The 24494-nt window shown below is 71.7% G+C and carries 20 protein-coding genes; 16 read left to right on the plus strand and 4 right to left on the minus strand.

Translation table 11 applies throughout. The features are described from left to right. Positions 1-143: 143 nt before the first annotated feature. Both ABZ842_RS06585 and ABZ842_RS06590 read right to left on the minus strand, forming a co-directional pair. Positions 144-599, minus strand: a complete 456-nt coding sequence (locus ABZ842_RS06585; protein ID WP_361532708.1) for an RICIN domain-containing protein — start codon at positions 597-599, stop codon at positions 144-146. Between the two features lie 116 nt (positions 600-715). Then, positions 716-1543 (minus strand): aldo/keto reductase, encoded by an 828-nt coding sequence (locus tag ABZ842_RS06590; RefSeq protein WP_361532711.1) that lies wholly within the window; start codon positions 1541-1543, stop codon positions 716-718. A gap of 388 nt (positions 1544-1931) precedes the next feature. Between ABZ842_RS06590 and ABZ842_RS06595 the strand changes: the two genes are divergently transcribed. The 11 genes from ABZ842_RS06595 (at position 1932) to ABZ842_RS06645 (ending at position 14966) form a co-directional block, all read left to right on the plus strand. Further along, complete coding sequence (locus ABZ842_RS06595) at positions 1932-2078, plus strand: pyrroloquinoline quinone precursor peptide PqqA (RefSeq protein ID WP_361532714.1); 147 nt, start codon at positions 1932-1934, stop codon at positions 2076-2078. A 9-nt stretch (positions 2079-2087) separates the two neighbouring features. Then, the gene (gene pqqB, locus ABZ842_RS06600; RefSeq protein WP_361532717.1) at positions 2088-3017 is read left to right on the plus strand and encodes a pyrroloquinoline quinone biosynthesis protein PqqB; all 930 of its coding nucleotides are present in this window, start codon (positions 2088-2090) and stop codon (positions 3015-3017) included. Continuing rightward, positions 3014-3766 (plus strand): pyrroloquinoline-quinone synthase PqqC, encoded by a 753-nt coding sequence (gene pqqC / locus ABZ842_RS06605; RefSeq protein ID WP_361532720.1) that lies wholly within the window; start codon positions 3014-3016, stop codon positions 3764-3766. Before pqqB ends, pqqC begins: the two co-directional genes overlap by 4 nt. Next, entirely contained in the window at positions 3763-4068 is a 306-nt protein-coding gene (gene pqqD, locus ABZ842_RS06610; protein WP_361532723.1) for a pyrroloquinoline quinone biosynthesis peptide chaperone PqqD, read from the plus strand. The genes pqqC and pqqD overlap by 4 nt, the downstream gene beginning before the upstream one ends. Further along, positions 4068-5249, plus strand: coding sequence for a pyrroloquinoline quinone biosynthesis protein PqqE (pqqE, locus tag ABZ842_RS06615; protein WP_361533446.1), 1182 nt, complete (start codon positions 4068-4070; stop codon positions 5247-5249). Before pqqD ends, pqqE begins: the two co-directional genes overlap by 1 nt. After that, positions 5246-6808, plus strand: coding sequence for a glycoside hydrolase family 88 protein (locus tag ABZ842_RS06620; RefSeq protein WP_361532726.1), 1563 nt, complete (start codon positions 5246-5248; stop codon positions 6806-6808). Before pqqE ends, ABZ842_RS06620 begins: the two co-directional genes overlap by 4 nt. 5 nt (positions 6809-6813) lie before the next feature. After that, the gene (locus ABZ842_RS06625; RefSeq protein WP_361532729.1) at positions 6814-7620 is read left to right on the plus strand and encodes a heparin lyase I family protein; all 807 of its coding nucleotides are present in this window, start codon (positions 6814-6816) and stop codon (positions 7618-7620) included. Positions 7621-7630: 10 nt separating this feature from the next. Next, the gene (locus ABZ842_RS06630; RefSeq protein WP_361532732.1) at positions 7631-9685 is read left to right on the plus strand and encodes a glycosyl hydrolase family 28 protein; all 2055 of its coding nucleotides are present in this window, start codon (positions 7631-7633) and stop codon (positions 9683-9685) included. Beyond that, entirely contained in the window at positions 9682-11868 is a 2187-nt protein-coding gene (locus tag ABZ842_RS06635) for a discoidin domain-containing protein (protein WP_361532735.1), read from the plus strand. The genes ABZ842_RS06630 and ABZ842_RS06635 overlap by 4 nt, the downstream gene beginning before the upstream one ends. Further along, positions 11865-13604 (plus strand): carbohydrate-binding protein, encoded by a 1740-nt coding sequence (locus tag ABZ842_RS06640; RefSeq protein WP_361532738.1) that lies wholly within the window; start codon positions 11865-11867, stop codon positions 13602-13604. Before ABZ842_RS06635 ends, ABZ842_RS06640 begins: the two co-directional genes overlap by 4 nt. Positions 13605-13682: 78 nt before the next feature. Next, a complete protein-coding gene (locus ABZ842_RS06645) occupies positions 13683-14966 on the plus strand; it encodes an endonuclease/exonuclease/phosphatase family protein (protein ID WP_361532741.1) in 1284 nt (427 codons plus the stop codon). 281 nt (positions 14967-15247) lie between these two features. Here the strand turns inward: ABZ842_RS06645 and ABZ842_RS06650 are convergent, their stop codons facing one another. Together ABZ842_RS06650 and fdhD are read right to left on the minus strand one after the other, a co-directional pair. Further along, a complete protein-coding gene (locus ABZ842_RS06650) occupies positions 15248-17071 on the minus strand; it encodes an AMP-dependent synthetase/ligase (protein ID WP_361532744.1) in 1824 nt (607 codons plus the stop codon). 277 nt (positions 17072-17348) lie between these two features. After that, positions 17349-18188 carry a formate dehydrogenase accessory sulfurtransferase FdhD gene (gene fdhD, locus ABZ842_RS06655; protein WP_361532747.1) on the minus strand — a complete coding sequence of 280 codons (840 nt, stop codon included), beginning with the start codon at positions 18186-18188 and terminating at the stop codon, positions 17349-17351. A 248-nt stretch (positions 18189-18436) separates the two neighbouring features. Between fdhD and ABZ842_RS06660 the strand changes: the two genes are divergently transcribed. The 5 genes from ABZ842_RS06660 (at position 18437) to ABZ842_RS06680 (ending at position 24366) form a co-directional block, all read left to right on the plus strand. Further along, the gene (locus tag ABZ842_RS06660) at positions 18437-19381 is read left to right on the plus strand and encodes a beta-ketoacyl-ACP synthase III (RefSeq protein WP_361532750.1); all 945 of its coding nucleotides are present in this window, start codon (positions 18437-18439) and stop codon (positions 19379-19381) included. 78 nt (positions 19382-19459) lie between these two features. Beyond that, positions 19460-19975, plus strand: a complete 516-nt coding sequence (locus ABZ842_RS06665) for an NUDIX domain-containing protein (protein ID WP_361532753.1) — start codon at positions 19460-19462, stop codon at positions 19973-19975. Positions 19976-20163: 188 nt separating this feature from the next. Beyond that, positions 20164-21345, plus strand: coding sequence for an ROK family transcriptional regulator (locus ABZ842_RS06670; protein WP_361532756.1), 1182 nt, complete (start codon positions 20164-20166; stop codon positions 21343-21345). A gap of 454 nt (positions 21346-21799) precedes the next feature. Continuing rightward, entirely contained in the window at positions 21800-23335 is a 1536-nt protein-coding gene (locus ABZ842_RS06675) for a sugar ABC transporter ATP-binding protein (protein WP_361532759.1), read from the plus strand. Next, a complete protein-coding gene (locus ABZ842_RS06680) occupies positions 23332-24366 on the plus strand; it encodes an ABC transporter permease (protein WP_361532762.1) in 1035 nt (344 codons plus the stop codon). The genes ABZ842_RS06675 and ABZ842_RS06680 overlap by 4 nt, the downstream gene beginning before the upstream one ends. Positions 24367-24494 lie beyond the last annotated feature (128 nt).

A 24494-nucleotide genomic window follows, 5' to 3' on the forward strand; every position in this document is an offset into this window, starting at 1 on the left:
TTCCGCCCCCCATGCCCGGAGGGCATGGGGGGCGGAACTGCGCGAACAGCCCACCACCGGCCAGTGGAGACCAACGCTCCCCCAGGGAAACGGCGGCTACGTCAAGCTGCTAACGAAGCGGCGCTGCCAGAAGGGGCGCGTCGTCACGGGGACCGTTCGAGCCGCCACTGTTGGGCCGGGGTGTCCAGGTCCTCCCACTGCTGGAGGCGCGCGCCCTCCTCCGTGGAGCCGTCGACGACCTCCAGCAGCAGCCCGCTGATGAAGCTGACGATGGCGACCGTGCCGGGGGCGTCCAGGTGCTGCTCGATGATCCACTCCTGGGCGCCGAAGTTGTTCGCCCGCCACTGCTGGATGCGGGTGCCGTTCTCCGTCGCGGCGTTGGCGACGTCGAGGCGCTTGCCGCTGGCGACGTTGACGAAGTGGTAGAGACCGCTGCCGTTCGGCACGGGGTCGACCTGCCACTGCTGGGCCGGCTCGCCGGTCTCCTTCGCCTGTTGGACGACGGCGCCGCTGCCCCTGGCTCCGCCGTGCACCTCCAGGACCAGCCCGCTGCCGACATTGCGCACCAGATAGCGACCCGGTGTGAAAGCCCCGCTCAACGTCCCGCACTCCTCGTTCGTACCGTGCCACCGGCGCTCGACGACACCGGGAAGATCGATCGTACGAGAAGGGTCCGACAACCGAACCGGTGCAACCGGGGTCTCGGAGCGCCCGGTCAGCCGAACGTCGCCGGGTCGGGGCCCAGCCGCCGGCCCTCGTCGAGCGCGGCGAAGGCCGCGAGGTCGTCCGCGTCCAACTCGAAGTCGAACACGGCCAGGTTCTCCCTGATCCGGGAGGGGGTGACCGACTTGGGGATGGTGATCAGGCCGGACTGGACGTGCCAGCGGAGCACCACCTGGGCCGGGGTCCGCTCGTGCTTGCGCGCCACGGCGACCACCGCGGGCGCCTCCAACAGCCCCTTGCCCGAACCCAGCGGGGACCACGCCTCGGTCGCGATGCCGAGCCGGGCGTGTGCCTCCCGCGCCTCGTGCTGCTGGAACTGGGGGTGCAGCTCGATCTGGTTGACCGCGGGGACGACGGACGTCTCCTCGACCAGACGGTCCAAGTGCTCGGGGAGGAAGTTCGACACGCCGACGGCGCGGGCGCGGCCTTCGGCGAGGACCTTCTCCAGTGCCCGGTACGTGTCCACGTAGGCGTCTCGGTGGGGGAGCGGCCAGTGGATCAGGTACAGGTCGACGTACTCCAGGCCGAGCCGCTCCAGCGAGGCGTCGAAGGCGCGCAGGGCCCGGTCGTAGCCGTGGTCGCTGTTCCACAGCTTGGTGGTGACGAAGAGCTCTTCGCGGGGGATCCCCGAGGCGGCGAGCGCACGGCCGGTGCCCCTCTCGTTCTCGTACGCGGCGGCGGTGTCGACGCTGCGGTACCCGGCGTCCAGGGCGGTGGTGACCGCGGCCGTCGCCTCGTCGTCGGGCACCTGCCAGACGCCGAAGCCGAGCTGCGGCATGGTGACGCCGTTGTTCAGGGTGATCGAGGGGACGGTGCTCACGTGGGGTGTGTCCTTACCTGGTCGTTGGAGTCCTACAGTGGCCGGCCCGTGCGGGTGGGCGCGGTGCGGCGCCCACGGCGGGGCGCACCTGCGCCCGCACGCGTTCGCCAGCGGGCCGCGAGTGCCCGGACAGGTCCATGGAAAACGATCAACTGCCCGACGGCATTCCCAGCGCCCCCACCCGTGACGCCCCCTGCGGTCACATTGGCGTGATGACGCCTCGATCCGCTCGTTCTTTCCCGGCCCGGACCATTGACCGTGTCCCAACAAGACGCAACTCTATGACACATAGCTGAACATCGATCGCCCACGTGAACAGATGTTCAGGGTGTTGAACTGCTGGATCGTCCTGACCGACCCCCCACCCTCAGGAAGGCAGGCACCACACATGAACCCCACCGCTGCGACCACCGAAGACCCCCGGGCAGCCGCCACCACCGCCACCACGACGGACGCCGACGACTGGCGGTCCCCTGGCTACGAGGTCGTGGACACCGCCCTGGAAGTCACCGCCTACCTCCACGCCGACCGGTAAGCACCGCCCATGCTGCTCCAGGTGCTCGGCACCGCGGCGGGCGGCGGTCTGCCCCAGTGGAACTGCGCGTGCCCCGGCTGCTCCGGGGCGCGCGCCCACCCCGGTCGGCGCCGCCGCCACGCCTCGCTCGCGGTCCGCGCGGACGAGGGCCGCTGGTACCTCGTCAATGCGACGCCCGACATCGGCGACCAGATCGAGGACAGCGCCGAGTTGCGGCCGGGCCCCGGCCGGCGGGACACCCCCGTCGCCGGGATCGTCCTCACGGACGCCGAACTCGACCACACCCTCGGCATAGCCCGTCTGAGGGAGGCCGACGGGTTCCGTGTGGTGGCCACCGCGCAGGTGCGCCGCGCCCTGACCGACCGGCTGCACCTCGACGACGTCCTGGCCCCCTACACCAAGATCACCTGGCGCGGACTGGACGTCGAGCCCGAACCCCTCCACCCGGGCGGCGGCGTGGAGGTCTCCGTCGTCCCGGTCTCCGCCAAACGGCCCCGGTACGCCGCCGAAACCGCCGCGACGGACCTGAGGGGCGCCGACGCGGACGGACTCGGCGACCACGGCTGGGTCACCGCGCTGAAGCTGCGCGACGCCGCCACCGGCCGCTGTCTCCTCTACGCCCCCGCACTCGCCGTCTGGACGGACGCCTTCCAGGAAGCCGTGGAGTCGGCGGACTGCGTCATCCTCGACGGCACCTTCTGGGACGACGACGAGCCGCGGCACACCGGCATCTCGACCCGCACCGCCACCGAGATGGGCCACCTCCCGATCGCCGGCCCCCTCGGCACCGCGCGCCGGCTCGCCGCCGCGCGCGCCCGCTGCCTCTACACCCACCTGAACAACACCAACCCCCTCACAAACCCCGAGTCCCAGCAGCACGCCCTGCTCGGCTCCTGGGGACTGGAAGTCGCCGCCGACCGAATGGTGATCGAGCTGTGAGCACTGTCGTCGCACCCCGACCGGACACGGACGAGCCGTGGAGCGCCGTGGAGTTCACGGCACGGCTGCGCGCCGTGCCCGCCGCCCGCTACCACGACCGCCACTCCTTCAACGTCCGGATGCACGAGGGCGCGCTGAGCCCGGACGAACTCCGCCGCTGGATCCTCAACCGCTTCCACTACCAGCGCCACATCCCGGTCAAGGACGCCCTGATCCTCGCCAAGTTCGACGACAGCGACCTGCGCCGCGCCTGGCTGCGCCGCATCCAGGACCACGACGGAACGAAGCGGGGCGAGGGCGGCATCGAGCGCTGGCTCAGGCTCGGCGAAGCAGCCGGCATCGACCGCGCCCGACTGCTCTCCGGCACGGACGTGCTGCCCGGCGTACGGCTCGCGGTCGAGGGCTACGTCAACTTCTGCCGGCTGCGCCCGCCCCTGGAGGCCGTCGCCGCCTCGCTCACCGAACTGGCCGCCCCCTCCATCATGCGGACCCGCATCGACGCCTTCGAAACCCACTACCCGTGGATCGACGCCGACGGGCTCGCCTACTTCCGCACCCGGATCGACCAGGGCGGACGCGACAGTCGAGAGGCGCTCGCACTCGTCGTCGAATGGGCGGCCACGCGCCGCGAACAGGAGTCCGCGGTGGCCGCCCTGGGCTTCAAATGCGACGTCCTGTGGGCGCTGCTCGACGCCGTGGACGCCGGGGGAGCGGCGCGCGGCGGCCTGCCGTCGGGAGGCGCCGAGTGAACGCCGGCCCGCACCCGGCGCCCCCTGCCGCGCCCCGCGCCGCACCCCCCTCTTGGCGGCCGGCGCTCGCCCGGTCGGTCGTGCTGCGGTACGACCGGGTCCGCGCCGTCGACCTGCTGGTGATGCCCGAACGGGTCGTCGTGCTGACCGGGAACGCCGGCATGATCCTGCGGCTGTGCGACGGCTCCCGCCGGGTCGACGACATCGTTGCCGTGCTGGGCGAGCGCTACCCGGGCGCCCCCGTCGCCGTCGAAGTCCCCGCCTTCTTGGCCCGGGTCCGCGCGGAAGGCTGGCTGACATGATGACGGACCCGAACCCGGACCCGGCCTCGGGTCCGTCGCCGACCCCACCCCCGCCGTGGGCCCTGCTCGCCGAGTTGAGCCACGGCTGTCCGCTGCGCTGCGCCTACTGCTCCAACCCCACCGAACTGGTTAGTCGGTCAGCGGAATTGACCGCAGAGCAATGGGCCGACGTCTTCCGCCAGGCCGCTGACCTCGGCGTCGTCCAGAGCCATCTGTCCGGTGGGGAGCCGCTGTTACGCCGCGACCTCACCGCGATCGTCGCCGCTGCTGACGGCGCGGGCGTCCACACCCAGCTCGTCACCAGCGGGGTGGGGCTGTCACGGCAGCGCCTGACCGAGCTGGTGGCCGCGGGACTGCGCAGCGTCCAACTGTCCGTACAGCACACCGACCCCGAGGCGGCCGAGCGCATCGCCGGGGCCCGCGCGTTGCGCGCCAAGGAGCGCGCGGCCGGACTCGTCCGCGCCGCAGGGCTCCCGCTCGGCCTCAACGTCGTCCTGCACCGCGACAACCTCGATGCCCTCGACGCCCTCGTGGAACTCGCCCTGGACTGGGGCGCGCAGCGCCTTGAACTCGCCAACACGCAGTTCTACGGTTGGGCGCTGCGCAACCGCGACGCCCTGCTCCCCGCCCGCCGCCAGGTCGCCGCCGCCCGCGCGTCCGTCGAACGCTGGCGACGGACCCTCCAAGGGCGGCTGGAGCTCGTCTGGGTGGTGCCCGACTACGTCGACGGCACGGCGAAGCCCTGCATGGGCGGCTGGGGCGCCCTCTCCCTCACGGTCGCCCCCGACGGCACGGTCCACCCCTGCCCGGCCGCCGCCGCCCTCCCCGGCCTCGACGCACCGAACGTCAAGGACCGCTCCCTGCACTGGATCTGGTACGAGTCCAAGGCGTTCAACACGTACCGCGGGGAGTCCTGGATGCAGGAGCCGTGCCGCAGCTGCGAGCTGCGCACCAAGGACTTCGGCGGCTGCCGCTGCCAGGCGTACGCCCTGACCGGCGACGCCGCCCGCACGGACCCGGCGTGCTCCCGCTCCCCGGACCACGCGCTCGTCCGCGACCTGGTCGACCGCGCCGATGGACCCAGCGCCGATGGACCCAGCGCCGACGGATCCCGCCCCGGTCGGGCCGCCCCCGTCGCCCTGGCCGCGCCCGGCTACGCCTACCGCACGGAGGGGCCATGAGGCGATCGACGACCCTGCTCGTCACGGCGGCGCTCGCGGCCGGCACGCTGAGCGCCACACCCGCGATACCCACCGCACCCGCGGCAGCCACCGCCCCCACGACGGCACCCGTACGGTACGAGGCCGAGGACGCCCTGGTGAGCCAGGGCGCCGTGGAGTCCAACCACGCCGGGTTCACCGGCACCGGCTTCGTGAACTTCGCCAACGTGCCCGGCGGTTACGTGGAGTTCACCGTGGACGCCGCCGCGGCCGGCGCCACCGAGCTGACCCTGCGCTACGCCAACGGCACCGGCGCCAACCGCCCGCTCGACGTCGCCGTGAACGGTACGCAGGTCGCCGACGACCTGGCCTTCGGCCCCACGGGCGCCTGGACCTCCTGGCGCACCGGCCGGCTCACCGCGCCCCTCGTCGCCGGCCGCAACACCGTGCGCGTCACCTCCGCCGGCGCGCTCGGCGGCCCCAACCTCGACTCCCTCACCGTCGGCGAGGACAGCGGCGCCACGGACTGGTCCCTCGCCGTCGTCCAGTCCACGACGGCGCGCCACACCCCCACCTCCATCGGCGGCTGGTCGTACCCCGTCGGGCTGTACCTCTACGGCCAGTACCTCGTCTACCAACGCACCGGCGACCCCAGGCTGCTGAGCTACGTCAAAAGCTACGTCGACCGGTTCGTGGACGCCGCCGGGAACATGGACCGCAACTTCAACAACCTCGACTCCATGCAGGCGGGCCGGCTGCTGGTCGCTCTGCACGAGGAGACCGGCCAGACGCGCTACCAGAAGGCCGCGAAGAAGATCCGCGACCGGCTCGACACCTATCCGCGCACCGCGGAGGGCGGCTTCTGGCACTCCACCTCCACCGACCGCCGCCACCAGCTGTGGGCCGACGGCGTCTACATGGTCAACCCGTTCCTGGTGGAGTACGGCCGCCAGTTCGGCGACGCCGGCTACGCGAACGACGAAGCGGCCAAGCAGCTCGCGGTCTACGGCGGACGCCTCCAGGTCGCGAACGGACTGCTGCGGCACGCCTGGGACGAGTCCAAGGGCGCCCCCTGGGCGAACCCGCAGACCGGGCTCGCCCCCGAACACTGGTGCCGGGCCGTCGGCTGGTACTCGATGGCGCTCGTCAACGTCCTCGACGCCATCGGCCCGAACCACCCCCGCCGGGCACGGCTGCTGACCCTGCTGCGCCAACTCGCCACCGGCATCGAGCGCTACCAGGACCCGGCGACGGGCCGGTGGTTCCAGGTCGTCGACAAGGGCGCACAGCCCGGCAACTGGACCGAGACGTCGTGCTCCAGCATGTTCACCTACGCGCTGTCCCGTTCGGCGCAGCAGGGCTACGTGGACGCCCGGTACGCCCAGGTCGCCCAGCGCGGCTACGAGGGCGTGCTGGACCGGATCTCGCTGGGGTCCGACGGGCGGACGAACCTCGCCGAGATCTCCGTCGGCACCAACGTCGGCGACTTCGGCTACTACGTGCGACGCGAGCGCAGGACCAACGATCTCCACGGTCTCGGCGCCTTCCTCATCATGAACGAACAGCTGGCAGTGAGGTGAAGATCATGACCGCATCACGCAGGACGATCCTCGGCGCGGCCATCGGCGGGGCGGCTGCGGCCGGCCTCCCCGGGCTGGTGCCCCCGGCCGCCGCCGCGCCCGGTGACGCGGCGCGGGCGGCGGAGTGGCAGTTGCGCTGGTCCCCCTCGGCAGCCACCGACAAGCTGCGGGCCTTCGAGACCCTGGAGGACGACCGGGCCGACTCGCACACCTCGTACGGTCCGCACATCACCACCGAGGGCGACAACTTCCGCTTCACCATGCACACCCAGGACCGGGACACCAGCACCGACCGCCAGCGCCACGAGGTCACCGGCTGTCGCTCCGGTGACTCGTTCCTGCGCTGGAAGAGCGGCGAGACCTGGCGGGTGACGTACTCGATGTTCATCCCGTCCTCGCTGAAGGCGACGACCAAGTTCACCCACATCATGCAGATGAAGCAGCCGGGCGCCGGCTCGGCGCCGATCATCGTGCAGTCGCTGCGGCGCGACGGCGGAAAGCAGACCATCGAGCTGAAGGTCTTCACCCCCAACATCCTGGTCGGCCGCACCGACCTCGCCCCGCTCCACGACAAGTGGACGGACGTGGACTTCCAGATCAAGATCGGCAACGGTACGTCCGGTTCGGTCCGCTGGATCCTCAAGAGCGGCGGCAAGACCGTGCTCGACGCGACGAAGACCGGCGTCGACACCTTCCTCGCCGACCGGGTCCGCCCCAAGTGGGGCATCTACCGCTCCCTCGGCGACAGTTCGGGCTCCATCCAGAACTGCTACCTGCTCCTGACCAACATGCGCGGCTACCAGCTCGTCTAGGAGGACGACGATGAAGAGTGTGCGCAGATCGGCGGCGGCGTTACTGGGCGTCGCCGTCGTGCTGGGGGTCTCCCAGCTCCCCGCGACAGCGACGGCCGCACCGACCCTCCCGGCCGCACCGACCCTCCCGGCCGCACCGACCCTCCCGGCGGCATCGAACCTCCCCGCGGCACCGACCGCCCCGGCGGCGCCGGCCGCCGCCCCCCGGGCGCCCGCCGCGTTGAACGGCGGCGACCACGTCACGGTCCCCGCCCCCCGGGCCGTGGAGTTCAACGTCCGCGACTACGGCGCCGTGGGCAACGGCTCCACCAACGACACCGGTGCGATCAACCGGGCCATCACCGCCGCGAACGGCGCCGGCGGCGGCACCGTGCGCTTCCCCGCCGGCACGTACGAGTCGAAGAACACCATCCACCTGAAGAGCAACGTCACGATCCAGCTGGACCAGGGCTCCACCATCAGCGGCAACGCGGCGGACACCTACGACCCGCCGGAGGACAACCCCTGGGACCAGTACCAGGACTACGGGCACAGCCACTTCCACAACGCCATGATCTACGGCGACAACCTCACCAACATCGGCTTCGTCGGCTCCGGCGTCATCGACGGGGACGGCGCGCTGATCACCGGCAACCCCAAGAGCGGCGAGGCCGACAAGATCATCTCGCTGACCCGGTGCAGCAACCTCACCATGAGCGGGATCACCCTGCGCGAGGGCGGCCACTTCGCCGCCCTGATCAACGACTGCGACAACGTCGTCTCAGACCGGCTCGTCATAGACACCGCGATGGACCGCGACGGCTGGAACGTCATCAACACCACCAACGTACGCATCACCAACGCCAACTTCGCCGCCAACGACGACGCCCTCGCCTTCAAGAGCGACTACGCGCTGGGCGCCAAGCTGAACAACGGGAACGTCACCGTCACCGACTCCTACCTCTCCGCCGGCTGTTGCAACGCCCTGATGTTCGGCTCCGAGACCTGCGGCGACTTCACCAACTACCGCTTCGAACGGATCACCATCAAGGGCTCCAACAAGTCCGGCCTCGGCATGGTGTCGATGGACGGCTCCAAGATCTCCGACGTCCGCTACAAGGACATCACCATGACGGACGTGCGCTCGCCGATCATGCAGAAGGTCGGCACGCGCAAGCGCTGCGGCAACAACCCGGGCGTCGGCTCCATCAGCGACATCACCTACACCAACATCAAGGCCGGCGGCGTCTCGCCCTCCTTCTCGCCGACGATGTGGGGCGAGTCCGGCAGCGGCCGGATCAAGAACGTCACCTACGACAACGTCGACATCACCGTGCCCGGCGGCAACGGCACCATGTCCACCAATCCGCCGAGCAACCAGCCCACCAACTACAACCCCAACTCCATCGGCACCCGCCCCGCCTACGGCTGGTACATCCGCAACTCCGAGAACGTCCGCTTCACCGACAGCGAGGTCCGCTTCGCCGCGGGCGACGGACGCCCGGCGATCATCGCCAACAGCAGCAGCGGCATCCGCTTCGAACGCTTCACCGCCCAGCGCGGCAGCAACAGCCCCGCTGACCTCGTCTTCCAGTCCGTCACCGGCTACTGCGTCGCCGCCAGCGCCAACACCTCGGGCGGCGCCCTGCGGATCAGCCAGTCCGGCTCCAGCGAGAACTGCCAGCCCACCGGGCCCGGGCCCAAGCGGTACGAGGCCGAGAGCGCCTCGTACACCGCCGGCTCCACGGTCGACTCCAACCACGCCGGATACAGCGGCGCCGGCTTCGTGAACACCCCCAACGCCGCCGGCTCCTACGTGGAGTGGACCGTGCCGGCCACCGCCGCAGGACCGGCCGACCTCGTCATCGGCTACGCCAACGGCACCTCGGCCGACCGCCCGATGGACGTCGCCGTCAACGGCGTCACCATCGCCTCGGGGCGCTCCTTCCCCACCACCAGCGCCTGGACCGACTGGCGCACGGTGACCGTGCCGGCCACCCTCCAAGCCGGCACCAACACCGTGCGGCTGACCGCCACCGGCGCCGAGGGCGCACCCAACCTCGACTATCTGGACGGACCGGCATGACGCGTCGCCTCTGGGCGCGTCTGCTCACGGTGGGCGCGCTGCTGATCGGCGCGCTCACCTGGGCGCCCGCCCCGGCGGGCGCCGACGTCGAGCACCCGCGCCAGGACTTCCTGCGCTCGTCGGTCTCCGGGCTGTTCCTGCACTGGGGGCTGCGGACCGCGCCCGCGCACTCCAGTTGCAGCGCCTGGGAGCGCGACGTCACGGCCGGCGGCTGGAACGCCGACTACTGGGTGGCCGAGGCCCAGAAGCTGCACGCCCAGTACCTGGTCCTGGCCACCTTCCACTCCCGCCTCGGCTACGCCCGCCCCTGGCCGTCCAAGATCCCCGGCAGCTGCGCCACCCAGCGCGACTTCCTCGGCGAGCTCGTCGAAGCCGCGAAGGCCAAGGGCCTGAAGACGATCCTCTACATGACCGACGACCCCAAGTGGCACGCCGAGGGCGGGCAGGAGTGGCTGAACTCGGCCGCGTACTCCGCGTACAAGGGCCGCTCGGTCGACCTCACCACCCGCGACGGCTTCGGCGAGTACTCCTACGAACTCTTCTTCGAGGTGATGGAGCGCTATCCGGAGCTGGCCGGGTTCTGGATCGACAACGACAACGCCTACTGGGAGCGGAACGACCTGTACGCCAAGGTCTACCAGCGCCGGCCGCACTACACGATCAGCAACAACAACGAAGACACGCCGATCATGGACATGATCAGCAATGAGCAGAAGACCGGCATGTCACCGGCGTACGACTATCCGCAGGCGGTCTACACGGCGGCCCCACGGCTGATCGAAGCCGACTTCAAGCTCCCCTCCACCGGAGCCTGGTGGTACGACGGCTCCGACCCGGCCGTCGACCGCAAGCTGACCATCGGCCGCCTCGTCACCAACGCAGGCTCCTCCGTCAAGGCGCTGATGGCCGAGACAGCCCAGGTCAACGGGCGCTTCCCGAGCAACCAAGCAGCCTTCAACGACTTCGCCGACGGCTACCTCGACCGCATCTGGGAGTCCCTGAACGGCACCGAGGGCGGCGGATACCTGCACGGCGGACTCACCCCCGGCTTCTGGAACGACGGCGCCCACGGCGTCACCACCGTCGCCAAGGCCGACCCGAACCGGCACTACGTGCACGTCGTCACCCCGCCGACCACCTCCACCCTGCGCATCCGCGACAACGGCTACCGGGTGACCGCCGTCACCGACCTGCGCACCGGCGCACCCGTCGCGCACAGCCAGAGCGGCGGCACCCTCACCCTCACCGGACTCGGCGACTGGGACCCGTACGACACCGTCTTCAAGGTCACCACCGCCGGCCGCGAGGGCATCCTGGCGCCCGGCACGTACACCATGAGCGCCAGCGCCTCCACCGGCGGACACGGCGCGGAGGCAGCCGCCGACGGCGATCACCGCACCTACTGGGACAGCGACAAGACCACCCCCGTCTCGCTCCGCTTCGACCTCGGCGCGCCCCGACGGGTGCAGTACCTCGCCCTCAACCAACGCGAGGACTCCGTCAGCTACGCCCGCTCCGCAACCGAACAGTCGGCCCGCATCAAGGACTACCGCGTGTACGTCAGCGACGACGGCACCAACTGGGGCAGCCCGATCAAGACCGGCAGCCTGCCCAGCCGGCGCGCCGTGGCCACCGTCGACCTGCCCGCCACCACCGCGCGCCACGTCCGACTGGAGGTCGTGAACACCCACGCCGCGGCCAGTGACACCAGCCGCCACAAGCGGCTGCGCATCGACGAGGCGTGGATCGGCACCGCGTACGCGGGCGGCGGCACCGGACCCGGCCCGACCCCGCAGCGCTACGAGGCCGAGGACGCCGGCCACAGCGCCGGTTCGACCGTGGACTCCAACCACGGCGGCTTCAGCGGCAGCGGCTTCGTGAACACCGCGAACGCGGCCGGCGCATATGTGGAGTGGACCGTGAACGCCACCGCTGCCGGCCCTGCCCGGCTCGCCTTCCGCTACGCCAACGGCACCACCGCCGGCCGCCCGATGGACGTCACGGTGAACGGCACCGTCGTCGCCGCGAACCGACCCTTCGGACCGACCGGGGCGTGGACGAACTGGACCGACGACGTCCTGACCGTCCCCCTGACCGCCGGCACCAACACCGTCCGCACCACCGCCACCACGGCGGGCGGCGCCCCCAACCTCGACCGCCTCGATGTGGAGGCCACCTCGTGAACCTGCTGAAAACCCTGGGCCGCGGCGTCCTCGCCACCGCCCTCGCGCTGCCGCTCGCCGCGGCCGGCCTCACCGCCAAGGCGCCGCCGGCCGCCGCCTCCGACAACGGCCTGTCCATCCGGCCCGCCATGGGCTGGTCCAGTTGGAGCTTCGTCCGCCGCTGGCCCACCGAGGCCAAGATGAAGGCCCAGGCCGACGCCCTGGTCTCCAGCGGACTCAAGGACAAGGGCTACGTTTACCTCAACCTCGACGACTTCTACCAGAAGTGCGACGCCAACGGCTTCGTCGTCGACCAGTACGGCCGCTGGGCGATCGACGAGGCCAAGTTCCCCTCCGGGATCAAGGCCCTCGCCGACTACGTGCACTCCAAGGGGCTGAAGTTCGGCTTCTACGTCACCCCCGGCATCGCGAAGAACGCCGTCACCCGCAACACCCCCATCGAGGGCACCTCCTACCGGGCCAAGGACATCGCCGACACCACCCGGCAGGAGAAGAACTACAACTGCAAGAACATGTACTACATCGACTACAGCAAGCCGGGCTCCCAGGAGTTCGTGAACTCCTGGGCCAAGCAGTTCGCCGACTGGGGCGTGGACTACCTGAAGATCGACGGCGTCGGCAGCCACGACATCCCCGACGTCCGCGCCTGGGACAAGGCGCTGCGCGCCACCGGCCGCCCCATCAACTACGCGCTCTCCAACAACCTCGCCATCGCCGACGCCCCCACCTGGCGCCAACTCGCCAACAGCTGGCGCACCCAGGGCGACGTGGAGTGCTACTGCGGCCCCGGCCCCAACGGCAGCGGACACCCGCTCACCAACTGGTCCAAGATCACCTCAAGGTTCACTTCGGCCGCGAACTGGCAGCAGTACGCGGGCCCCGGCGGCTGGAACGACCTGGACTCCCTCCAGATCGGCAACGGCGACCAGATCGGCCTCACCGCCGACCAACGGCGCTCCCACATGACCCTGTGGGCCATGGCCGCCTCCCCGCTGCTCATCGGCGGCGACCTGACCGACCTCAACGCCACCGACCGGGCGATCCTCGGCAACGAACGCCTCATCGCCGTCAACCAGGACGGCGTCGCCGCCCGCCGGCTCGTCAACTCCGGCAACCAACAGGTCTGGCACAAGAAGGAGGCCGACGGCGACCACGTCATCGCCCTGTTCAACACCGGCACATCCGGCAACCAGACCGTGTCCGTCAACTGGTCCCAGGCCGGCATCGTAGGCGCCGCGGCCGTCACCGACCTGTGGTCGGGCCAGAGCGGCGGCGTCGTGAACGGCTCGTACAGCGCCACCCTGCGCCCCGGTGAGACCCGACTGATCCGCGCCACCCCGCAGGCCGGCTCCACCACCCGCTACGAGGCCGAGGGCGCCAGCTACAGCGCCGGTTCGACCGTGGACTCCAACCACGGCGGCTTCAGCGGCAGCGGCTTCGTGAACACCGCGAACGCGGCCGGCGCCTACGTGGAGTGGACGGTCGAGTCCGCCACGGCCCGGGACGCCGCACTCACCCTGCGGTACGCCAACGGCACCGCCGTGGTCCGGCCGATGGACGTCGTCGTGAACGGCACCGCCGTCGCCGCGAACCGTGCGTTCGGCCCGACGGGCGCCTGGACGAGCTGGGCCGACGCCACCCTCACCGTCCCGCTGAAACAGGGCACCAACACCGTCCGCGCCACCGCCACCACCGCGAACGGCGCACCCAACCTCGACTACCTCGACCGCGGATAGCCGGCCCGGCCGACCCGCGGGCCCCGATCACGCGAACCCGGTTGGGACCCGTGGGCCGGCTCTGACAGGGTGCGGAGCGTGATCCGTGCGATGACGTGGAACGTGTGGTGGCGCTTCGGACCCCGGGAGCGGCGGAGGGAGGCGTTGGCGCGCGTCCTGGAGGAGACGCGACCGGACGTTGTCGGCCTCCAGGAAGTCTGGTTCGACGAGACCGGCGACGGCCTGGCGAACCGGCTCGCCGAACGGCTCGGGATGCACGTCACGGTCGAGCCGTACCGCCGGCCCGAGCGCTGGCACCGGCGCGCCGGCGACGAAGCGTACGGCGTCGGGCTCGCCGTGCTCAGCCGCTGGCCCGTCCTCGAGCGCGAGGTGCTGGCGCTGCCGGCCGGCGACGGGCAGGACGACGGCCGGATCGTGCTGCACGCGCTGCTGGACGCGCCCACCGGCGCGCTGCCGTTCTTCACCACGCACCTGAACTCCGCCCCGCACGAGTCCGCCGTACGGTGCGAACAGGTCACCGCGCTCGCCTCCTTCGTCGCGAGCCGCGCCCGGGGGCACGCCTTCCCGCCCGTGCTCACCGGCGACTACAACGCCCTTCCCGACGCGGACGAGATGCGGCTGCTCGGCGGCTACCGCACCGCGCCCGCCGTCGGCCGGCAGGTACTGCTGGACGCCTGGGAGCACGCCGAGCCGGGCGCCCCCGCCGCCACCTGGGACGCGGCCAATCCGTACGTCGCCCGCACCTTCCCCCTCAGCTCCCGGGTCGACTACGTCCACGTGGGGCTGACCGGGCCTGGCGGGCTCGGCCGCGTGCACGCCGTGCGCCGCGCGGGCGACCGGCCCGTGGACGACGTCTGGCCCTCCGACCACGCCGCCGTCGTCGCCGACCTGACCTCCTACTCGGTGGACCCGGACGTGGAGCTGCCGCAGCCGGAGGAGGGCGAACGCTGGGCCGTCGGCGCCCTGATCCGCAACGAGCGCGGCGAGGTCTTCGCCCAGAAGCGCGGCCCCCACCGACGGCTCTTCCCGAACTCCTGGGACGTCGTCGGCGGCCACGTCGAAGCGGGCGAGGACCTGCTGGTGGCGCTGGCCCGGGAGGTCGAGGAGGAGACCGGCTGGCACCTGCGGCGGGTACGGCGCCTGATCGGGGTCTCCACCTGGACCGGCGACGACGGCGAAGGACTGCGCCACGAGGCCGACTTCGTCGTGGACGTCGCCGGCGATCCGGAGCGGCCCGTGCTGGAGGCCGGGAAGCACACGGAGTACGGCTGGTTCGGCGTCGGCGGCCTCGAACGCCTCAAGGAGAACCGGCCCGCGGACGACACCTTCGTGCACGACCTCGTCGCGGCGGCGCTTGCGTAGTGCGTCTCCGCGGCGCGTGTGGACGGAGCCGCCGTTTCCCTGCGGGAGTGTTGGTCCCCACCGGCCGGTGGTGGGCTTGTCGCGCAGTTCCGCCCCCTACGCCCAGAGGCGTGGGGGGACCCCCAGCGCCCCAAAGACCTCCACCTCCAGCCCGCAGGCGAATGACGGGGCAGCGAATCAGGTGGCGCTGGGGTCCCCCCACTCCCTTTAGACGTAGGGGGAGGAACTGCGCGACGAGCCGCAGGCGCGGCAGCACAGTTCGCCGCACGGCGAAGCCGCCGTCAGCGATACAGCGCGTCCACCTCCGCCGCGTACGCCTCCTCGATCGCCCGGCGCTTCAACTTCAGCGACGGGGTGAGCAGTCCGTGCTCCTCGCTGAAGGGGTGCGCCAGGATGCGGAAGGTGCGGATCGACTCGGCCTGCGAAACGGCGGTGTTCGCCGCCACCACCGCGCGCCGGATCTCCGACTCCAACTCGGGGTCGCGCACCAACTCGGCCGGCGGCGGCATCGGCTTGTGCCGCATCCGCAACCAGTGCTCCACCGCCTCCGGGTCGATGGTGACCAGCGCCGCCACGAACGGCCGGTCGTTGCCGACGACGAGGCACTGCGCCACCAGCGGATGGGCGCGCACCCGCTCCTCCAGCGCCACCGGGGACAGGCTCTTGCCCCCCGACGTCACCAGGATCTCCTTCTTCCGCCCGGTGATCGTCAAGTAGCCGTCGTCGTCCAGCACCCCGAGGTCCCCGGTGGCGAACCAGCCGTCCCGCAGCACCGCACCGGTGGACTTCGGGTCCCCGTGGTAGCCGGCGAAGAGCTGACGGCCACTCAGCCACACCTCGCCGTCCTCCGCGATCCGCACCGACGTCCCCGGCACCGGGCGCCCCACCGTGCCGTACTTGGTGCCCCGCGGCGGATTGGCCACGGCCGCGCCCGTCGTCTCGGTGAGCCCGTACCCCTCGAAGACGGTGACGCCCGCGCCTTCGAAGAAGAGCCCGAGCCGACGGTCCATGCCCGAGCCGCCGGACATCGCGTGCCGGACCCGGCCGCCGAGCGCCGCCCGCAGCTTCCCGTACACCGCCCGGTCGAAGAACTGGTGTTGCATCCGCAGCGCCGTCGACGGACCCGGGCCGACGCCGAACGCCCGGTGCTCCACGGCCTCCGCGTACCGCACCGCGACCTCGACCGCCTTGTCGAACGGGCCGAGCTTGCCCGCGGCCTCGGCCCGGCGCCGCGCGGCGGCGAAGATCTTCTCGAAGACGTACGGCACGGCCAGGAAGAACGTGGGGCGAAAGCTCGCCAGGTCCGTCAGCACCTCCTGGGCCCGCAGCTCCGGCTGATGGGCGAAGCGGACCCCCTTGCGCACCGCCGCCACCTCCACCATCCGCCCGTACACGTGCGCCAGCGGCAGGAACAGCAGGGTGGACGGCTCCTCGTTGGGCCGGGAGCGGAACACCGGACCCCAGTGCTCGGTCACCGTGTCGGACTCGTACATCAAGTTGGCGTGGGTGATCACACAGCCCTTCGGCGGGCCGGTGGTGCCGGAGGTGTAGACGACGGTGGCCGTCGAGTCCGGGGTCACCGCCCGCCGGTGCCGGTGCACCACCTCGTCGTCGATGTGCCGACCGCCGTCGACGAGTCGGGCCACCGCGTCCGCGTCCAACTGCCACAGCCGCTTGAGCAGCGGCAGCCGGTCCACCACCGACCCCACGGTCATCGCGTGGTCCTCGTGCTCCACCATGCAGGCCGAGACCTCGGCGTCGAGCAGGATCCAGCAGACCTGCTCGGCCGAGGACGTCGGGTAGATCGGTACGGACTGGGCGCCGATCGTCCAGATCGCGAAGCCGAACAGCGTCCACTCGTAGCGGGTGCGGCACATCAGCGCGACCCGGTCGCCGAACCGCACCCCGTCCGCGATCAGCCCTTTCGCCAGGGCCAGCACCTCGTCGCGGAATCCCTCTGCGGTCACCTCGTCCCAGCCGCCCCCGGCGTCCTTGCGACAGACCGCGACGCGCCCGGGCTCGCGCTCGGCGCGGTCGAAGACGGCGTCGGCCAATCCACCGACCAGCGGAGGCGCGTCGAGAGGGGGGACGGTGAACTCGCGCAATGGACTGCTCCTCGTGGCGCTCCGCACAGCGCCGCGACGCTACCTCACCGCGAAAGCCCCGGCCGGAGCGTTCGAAAAGCCTGGACGAATGGCATCACGACAGGTCAGACGCAGAAATCCGGGCACAAGGGGAAGGGCCGGACGGACTTCTGACCGGTGGGTAACTGAGGCGGGGTGGAACCTCCACCGAATCTGTACGGCCCCGACACCGGGGTTCGGTCGTTACGCGCGGGCCCCGGCGCGCCGGCTCGGCGCGCCCGTCCGTACCGTGCTCGGCTCAGCGCGCCCCGTCGAGGTCGATGCGGTGCTGGCCCGCGTACACGTTCATGTTCGCCCCGCGCAGGAAGCCCACGAGGGTGAGCCCCGTCTCGTCGGCCAGGTCCACCGCGAGCGACGACGGCGCCGACACCGCAGCCAGCACCGGGATCCCCGCCATCACCGCCTTCTGTGCCAACTCGAACGAAGCCCGCCCCGACACCAGCAGGATCGCCCGGGACAGCGGCAGCCCACCGGACTGCACCGCCCGGCCCACCAACTTGTCCACGGCGTTGTGCCGTCCCACGTCCTCGCGCACGTCCAGCAGCGAGCCGTCCTCGGCGAAGAGGGCCGCGCCGTGGAGCCCGCCCGTCTGCGCGAAGACCCGCTGCGCCGCCCGCAGCCGGTCGGGCAGCGCGGCGAGCAGCGCGGGGGAGATCCGCAGCGGCGGCGCGTCGGCGATCGGGAAGCGCGCCGTGGTGCGGACCGCGTCCAGGCTCGCCTTGCCGCACAGCCCGCACGACGACGTGGTGTAGACGTGCCGCTCCAGACCGGTGTCCGGGACCGGGACCCCGGGCGCGAGCCGTACGTCCACCACGTTGTAGGTGTTCACGCCCTCGTCGTTGGTGCCGGCGCAGTACTGGATCTGCCGTACGTCATCGGCCGCTGCCACCACGCCCTCGCTCACCAGGAACCCGGTGGCCAGCGCGAAGTCGTCGCCGGGGGTGCGCATGGTGATCGTCAACGGGCAGCCGTTGAGTCGGATCTCCAGCGGCTCCTCGGCCACCAGGGTGTCCGGGCGCGCGGAGACCGCGCCGTCCCTGATGCGAAGGGTGCGGCGGCGCTCGGTGACCCGTCTCATGGTGATCGATCCCGGTTCTCTCGCTGGTCCTCGTGGCGGCCGGCGCGCGGCCCGCGGCCCCGCGCCGTTCGGACATTGTCCGGCACGCCGGAGCGCGCGGGACCTCCCGGAGCCCGTGTGACAGCGGGGTGCTGGGGTGAGGCTACAGAAAATGAGGTGGTAATCCTGTCGGGTCACCTGCCGTCGTACCAGGTGGTAGGGCCCAAGACTGGGGCCTGTCGAACGCCCTCGAAAGGGGACCCCCGCCCATGACCGGCTCGCGCATCGTCGCCCTGGGGCACCACCAGCCCGCCGCAGTGCTCACCAACGAAGACCTGGCAGCCCTGGTCGACACCAGCGACGAGTGGATCCGCAGCCGCGTCGGCATCCGGACCCGTCACAAGTCGGCGCAGGACGAGCCGGTGGACGAGCTGGCGGCGCACGCCGGGGCCAAGGCCCTGGCCGCGGCCGGGCTCGCGCCGGCGGACGTCGACCTGGTGGTCGTCGCCACCTCCACCGCCGAGAACCGCTCCCCGAACACGGCCGCCCGGGTCGCGGCCCGGCTCGGCATGGGCTCGCCCGCCGTCATGGACCTGAACGTGGTCTGCGCCGGGTTCACCCACGCCCTGGCCACCGCCGACCACGCCGTACGGGCCGGTGCCGCCGCCCGGGCCCTGGTCATCGGCGCGGACGCGATGACCGCGATCACCGACTGGAGCGACCGCACCACCTGCGTGCTGACCGGCGACGGCGCGGGCGCGGCGGTGGTGGAGGCGAGCGGCCCGGAGGGGCCGGGCATCGGGCCGGTGCTGTGGGGGTCGGTGCCGGAGCTGGGGCACGCGGTGCGCATCGAGGGGACCCCGCCGCGGTTCGCCCAGGAGGGCCAGACGGTCTACCGCTGGGCCACCACCCGGCTGCCGGCGATCGCGCGCGGCGTCTGCGAGCGGGCGGGGGTGGCTCCCGAGGAGCTGGCGGGCGTCGTCCTGCACCAGGCGAACCTGCGGATCATCGAGCCGATCGCGGAGCGGATCGGCGCGGTGAACGCGGTCGTCGCGCGGGACGTCGTGGACTCCGGCAACACCTCGGCCGCGTCGATCCCGCTCGCCTTCTCCAAGCTGGTCGAGCGGGGCGAGATCCCCAAGGGCGCACCGGTGCTGCTGTTCGGCTTCGGCGGGAACCTGTCGTACGGGGGACAGGTCGTCGCCTGCCCCTGAGCCCGGCGGTTCGGCCCCGGCGGTTCGGCCCCGGCGGTTCGGCCCCGGCGGGGCGGCGGCGGGCGGCACACTGGCCGCATGGCGGCGAAGCGGAGTGCGGGCCTGGTGCTGTTCCGGCGCCCGGGCGGCGGCAGCGTCCCCGTGGGGGACGGCGCCGAGGTGGAAGTCCTCATCGGACACATGGGCGGGCCGCTGTGGGCCAAGCGCGACGAGCGGGCGTGGTCCTTCCCCAAGGGGGAGTACGCGGCGGACGAGGAGCCGACGGCCGCGGCGCGCCGTGAGTTCCAGGAGGAACTGGGCCTCGCCCCGCCCGACGGCGCCTGGCTGGCGCTCGGGGAGAACCGTCAGTCGGGCGGCAAGGTGGTGACGCTCTGGGCGCTGGCGGGCGAGGTGGACCTCGACCGGGTCGTACCGGGTACCTTCACCATGGAGTGGCCGCCGCGCTCGGGCCGGATCCAGGAGTTCCCGGAGATCGACCGGGTGGCCTGGGTGGACGTCGCAGGTGCGCGCGAGAAGCTGGTGGCCGGGCAAGTCGTCTTCCTCGACCGGCTGCTCGACCTCCTCGCAGCAGATCCGTCCGGGGGAAAGAAGTAGGGGAAGCAGCAGGATCGTCCTCGCACCAACCCGGCTTTGTCCAGGGTGTGGAGAAAGTTGGTGCTGAACTCCGCTCAAGTTCTTCCCACTCGGTGAAAGCACTGCTACGTTCCCCTCGAAAGCCTGATCAGTCAGGGCCACCAGGGTCCCCACGCCGATGGCAGGGGAGGGGAGGGGCAATGAGGCGCATGACCGCTCGACCCGCCAACGCGCACCAGGCGCGGCTGCTCAGGCTGCTGCGCGACGGAGGCCCCAACTCCCGCGCCCAACTGGGCGACCTGGTGGACCTGTCGCGGTCCAAGCTGGCCGTGGAGGTCGACCGGCTGCTGGAGACCGGACTGGTCGTCGCGGACGGACTGGCCGCGTCGCGCGGCGGGCGCCGCTCGCACAACATCCGGCTCGCCCCCGAGCTGCGCTTCCTCGGCGTGGACATCGGTGCCACCTCGATAGACGTCGCGGTCACCAATGCGGAGCTGGAGGTGCTCGGGCACCTCAACCACCCGATGGACGTCCGCGAAGGACCGGTCGCGATCTTCGAGCAGGTGCTGTCGATGGCGGCCAAGCTCAAGGCCACCGGCCTCGCGGAGGGCTTCGACGGCGCGGGGATCGGCGTCCCCGGACCCGTCCGCTTCCCCGAGGGCGTACCGGTCGCCCCGCCGATCATGCCCGGCTGGGACGGCTTCCCGGTCCGCGAGGCGCTCAGCCAGGACCTCGGCTGCCCGGTCATGGTCGACAACGACGTGAACCTGATGGCCATGGGCGAGCAGCACGCGGGCGTCGCCCGCTCCGTCGCTGACTTCCTCTGCATCAAGATCGGTACGGGCATCGGCTGCGGCATCGTCGTCGGCGGCGAGGTCTACCGGGGCACCACGGGCAGCGCCGGCGACATCGGCCACATCCAGGTCGACCCGTACGGCCGCGCCTGCGCCTGCGGCAACAAGGGCTGCCTGGAAGCGCACTTCAGCGGTGCCGCGCTGGCCCGCGACGCGGAGGAGGCGGCCCGCAGCGGACGCTCGCCGGAGCTGGCCGAACGGTTCGCCGCCGGCGGCCCGCTCACCGCCGTCGACGTGGCCGCCGCCGCGGCGGCCGGCGACACCGCGGCGATCGAGTTGATCCGCGAGGGCGGCAACCGCGTGGGCCAGGTCATCGCCGGACTCGTCAGCTTCTTCAACCCCGGGCTCGTGGTGATCGGCGGCGGGGTGACCGGCCTCGGCCACACCCTGCTGGCCGCCGTGCGGACCCAGGTCTACCGGCAGTCGCTCCCGCTGGCCACCGGGAACCTCCCCATCGTGCTGGGCGAGTTGGGCGCCGTCGCCGGAGTCATCGGCGCCGCCCGGCTCATCAGCGACCACCTGTTCTCGCCGGCCTGACCCCCGGGCCCGGCGCCGCCGTACGCGTACCACCTGCACCGCGAACCACCCGCACTACCGGCACACCTGCACCACCGGCCCATCCGCACCACTCGCACCACCGAGCAGTACCGCACCACCGAGCAACACGCACAGCACGAGCAACACCCGCAGCACCAGCGCCATGCGTGCGACCGGCGCCACAAGCGCCCCCGTACCGCATCCGTATTCGTATCCGCCCTGCACCACGGACGAACAGCGCAGCACCCACCCTCGATCCCACCCCGTGCATCCGCACCAGGTAACACGTGCCACCAGTCGGCACGGGCACCCGCACGCTCCTTGTGAGCGCCCTCAACCGTCCACCACGAGTGCCCCCCACACGTACCCACGCCGTACAGCACCGTGCGTCCGCGCCCCGCCGCGCGGACCGCGTCGCACCGCTGCGCGGCAGCACCCGCCGAGGGGATTTGTCATGGCACCAGAACCACCCTTGCTCACCATGTCCCAGATCACCAAGTCGTTCCCCGGCGTCCGCGCGCTCGACGGCGTGGACCTGGAGGTCCAGGCCGGTGAAGTGCACTGCCTCCTCGGACAGAACGGCGCGGGCAAGTCCACCCTGATCAAGGTGCTCGCCGGCGCCCACCAGCCCGACGGCGGCACGATCACCTGGCGCGGCGAGCCGGTCCAGCTCAAGTCGCCGATCGCCGCTATGCGCCTCGGCATCGCCACCATCTACCAGGAACTCGACCTGGTCGAAGGGCTGTCGGTGGCCGAGAACGTCCACCTCGGCCACGAGCCCACCACCGCCGGCTTCGTCATCAGGGGCGGCGCGGCACGGGCCGCGACCCGCCAACTCCTCAAGCGCCTCGGCCACCCCGAGATCGACCCCGCCCGCCTCGTCGGCGAGCTCTCCGCCGCACAGCAGCAGATCGTTTCGATGGCCCGGGCCCTCTCCCACGAGGTGCGGCTGATCGTCATGGACGAGCCGTCCGCCGCCCTCGACCCCGACGAGGTCGACAACCTCTTCCGCATCGTCGCCGACCTCACCGCCGACGGCGTCGCCGTCGTCTACATCTCGCACCGCCTTGAGGAGATCCGCCGCATCGGCGACCGCGTCACCGTCCTCAAGGACGGTCGGGCCGTGGCCGGCGGACTGCCCGCCGAATCGACGCCGACGAACGAGGTCGTCTCCCTGATGACCGGCCGGAACGTCGCCTACGTCTTCCCCGAACGCCCCGCCCCGCAGGACGAGCCGGTCGACTCCGTACCGCGCACCCCGGTCCTGGCCGCCGAAGGGCTCACCCGCAAGGGCGAGTTCGCCCCCCTCGACCTCCAGCTCTACCCCGGGGAGATCGTGGGACTCGCCGGCCTCGTCGGCTCCGGACGCTCCGAGATCCTGGAGACGATCTACGGCGCCCGCAAGCCGACCGCCGGCCGCGTCCTGATCGACGGCGCGCCCCTGCGGCCCGGCAGCGTGCGCGCCGCCGTGAACGCCGGCATCGGCCTCGCCCCCGAGGAGCGCAAGGCCCAGGGCCTGCTGCTGATCGAATCCGTCACCCGCAACGTCTCCATCTCCACCCTCTCCCGCTTCTCCCGCGCCGGCTGGATCGACCGCAAGGCGGAGCGCACCGCCGCGCAGGCCGCCACCCGGGAGCTCTCCCTGCGCCCCGACAACCCCGACGCCCGCATCCGCACCCTGTCCGGCGGCAACCAGCAGAAAGCGGTGCTCGCCCGCTGGCTGTTGCGCGGCTGCAAGGTGCTGCTCCTCGACGAGCCCACCCGCGGGGTGGACGTCGGGGCGCGCGCCGAGCTCTACGCCGTGATCCGCCGACTGGCCGACGAGGGCCTGGCCGTCCTCCTCGTGTCCAGCGAAGTGCCCGAAGTGCTGGGCCTCGCCGACCGGGTGCTGGTGCTGCGCGAGGGCAGCGTCGTGCACGCGGCCGACGCCCGCGACCTCGACGAGCACCGCGTACTCGACCTCGTGATGGAAGGAAACCCGACGGCATGACGCAGCCAGCATCCGCGGCGCGCCAGGACGCGCCGAGCCTCGTGAAGTCCGCGCCGGACGACGGAGGTCCGCGTCGCTCCCTCGGCCTGCGCCTGGACGTGCGCAACCTGTCGCTGCTCGGCGTCCTCGCCGCGCTGATCGTGGTCGGCGGATTCACCAAGCCCGACGAGTTCCTCGCCACCAGCAACCTGCAACTGGTGCTCACCCAGGCGTCCATCATCGGCGTCGTCACCGTCGGCATGACCTTCGTGATCACCAGCGGGGGCATCGACCTGTCCGTGGGCGCGATGGTGGCGCTGGCGTCGGTGTGGGCCACCACGGTCGCCACCCAGGAGTACGGCTTCGCCGGCATCCTCTTCACCGCGGTCGTCGTCGGCCTCGGCTGCGGCCTGGTGAACGGGCTGTTGATCGCCTACGGCGGGATGGTGCCGTTCATCGCCACCATCGCGATGCTGGCCTCCGCCCGCGGCCTCGCCCTGCAGATCACCGACGGCAAGACGCAGATCGTCACCGTCGACTCCGTGCTCGACCTCGGTGTCAAGGACGCGTACGTGCTCGGCATCCCGCCGCTGGTGCTGGTCTTCGCCGCGGTGGTGCTGGTGGGCTGGCTGGTGCTGAACCGCACCACCTTCGGCCGGCGCACCTTCGCCATCGGCGGCAACCCGGAGGCCGCCCGGCTCGCCGGCATCGACGTCCGCCGCCAGCGGCTGTACCTGTACCTGCTGTCCGGGATGTGCTGCGGCATCGCCGCGTTCATGCTGGTGGTGCTCTCCGGCTCCGGCCAGAACACCAACGGCAACCTCTACGAACTCGACGCCATCGCCGCGGCGATCATCGGCGGCACCCTGCTCAGCGGCGGGCGCGGCACCATCGTCGGCTCCGTGCTCGGCGTCCTGATCTTCACCACGATCACCAACATCTTCGCCCTGAACAACCTGGAGACCGCGGTCCAGCAGATCGCCAAGGGCGCGATCATCGTCGCCGCCGTCCTGGTCCAGCACCGCACGCTGCGCGGCAGCGGCGACGCCTGACCCGTACCCGGACCGCCGTCGCCCGCGCAAGCACCGCACTTCTCAAGCACCGCTCCCTCAAGCACCACCCCCTCAAGCACCACCCCCTCAAGCACCGCCCTCCACAACCGCCCAGCCGGAAGGGTTCG

The organism is Streptomyces sp. NPDC047315, from assembly GCF_040643215.1.
Taxonomy (GTDB): Bacteria; Actinomycetota; Actinomycetes; order Streptomycetales; family Streptomycetaceae; genus Streptomyces.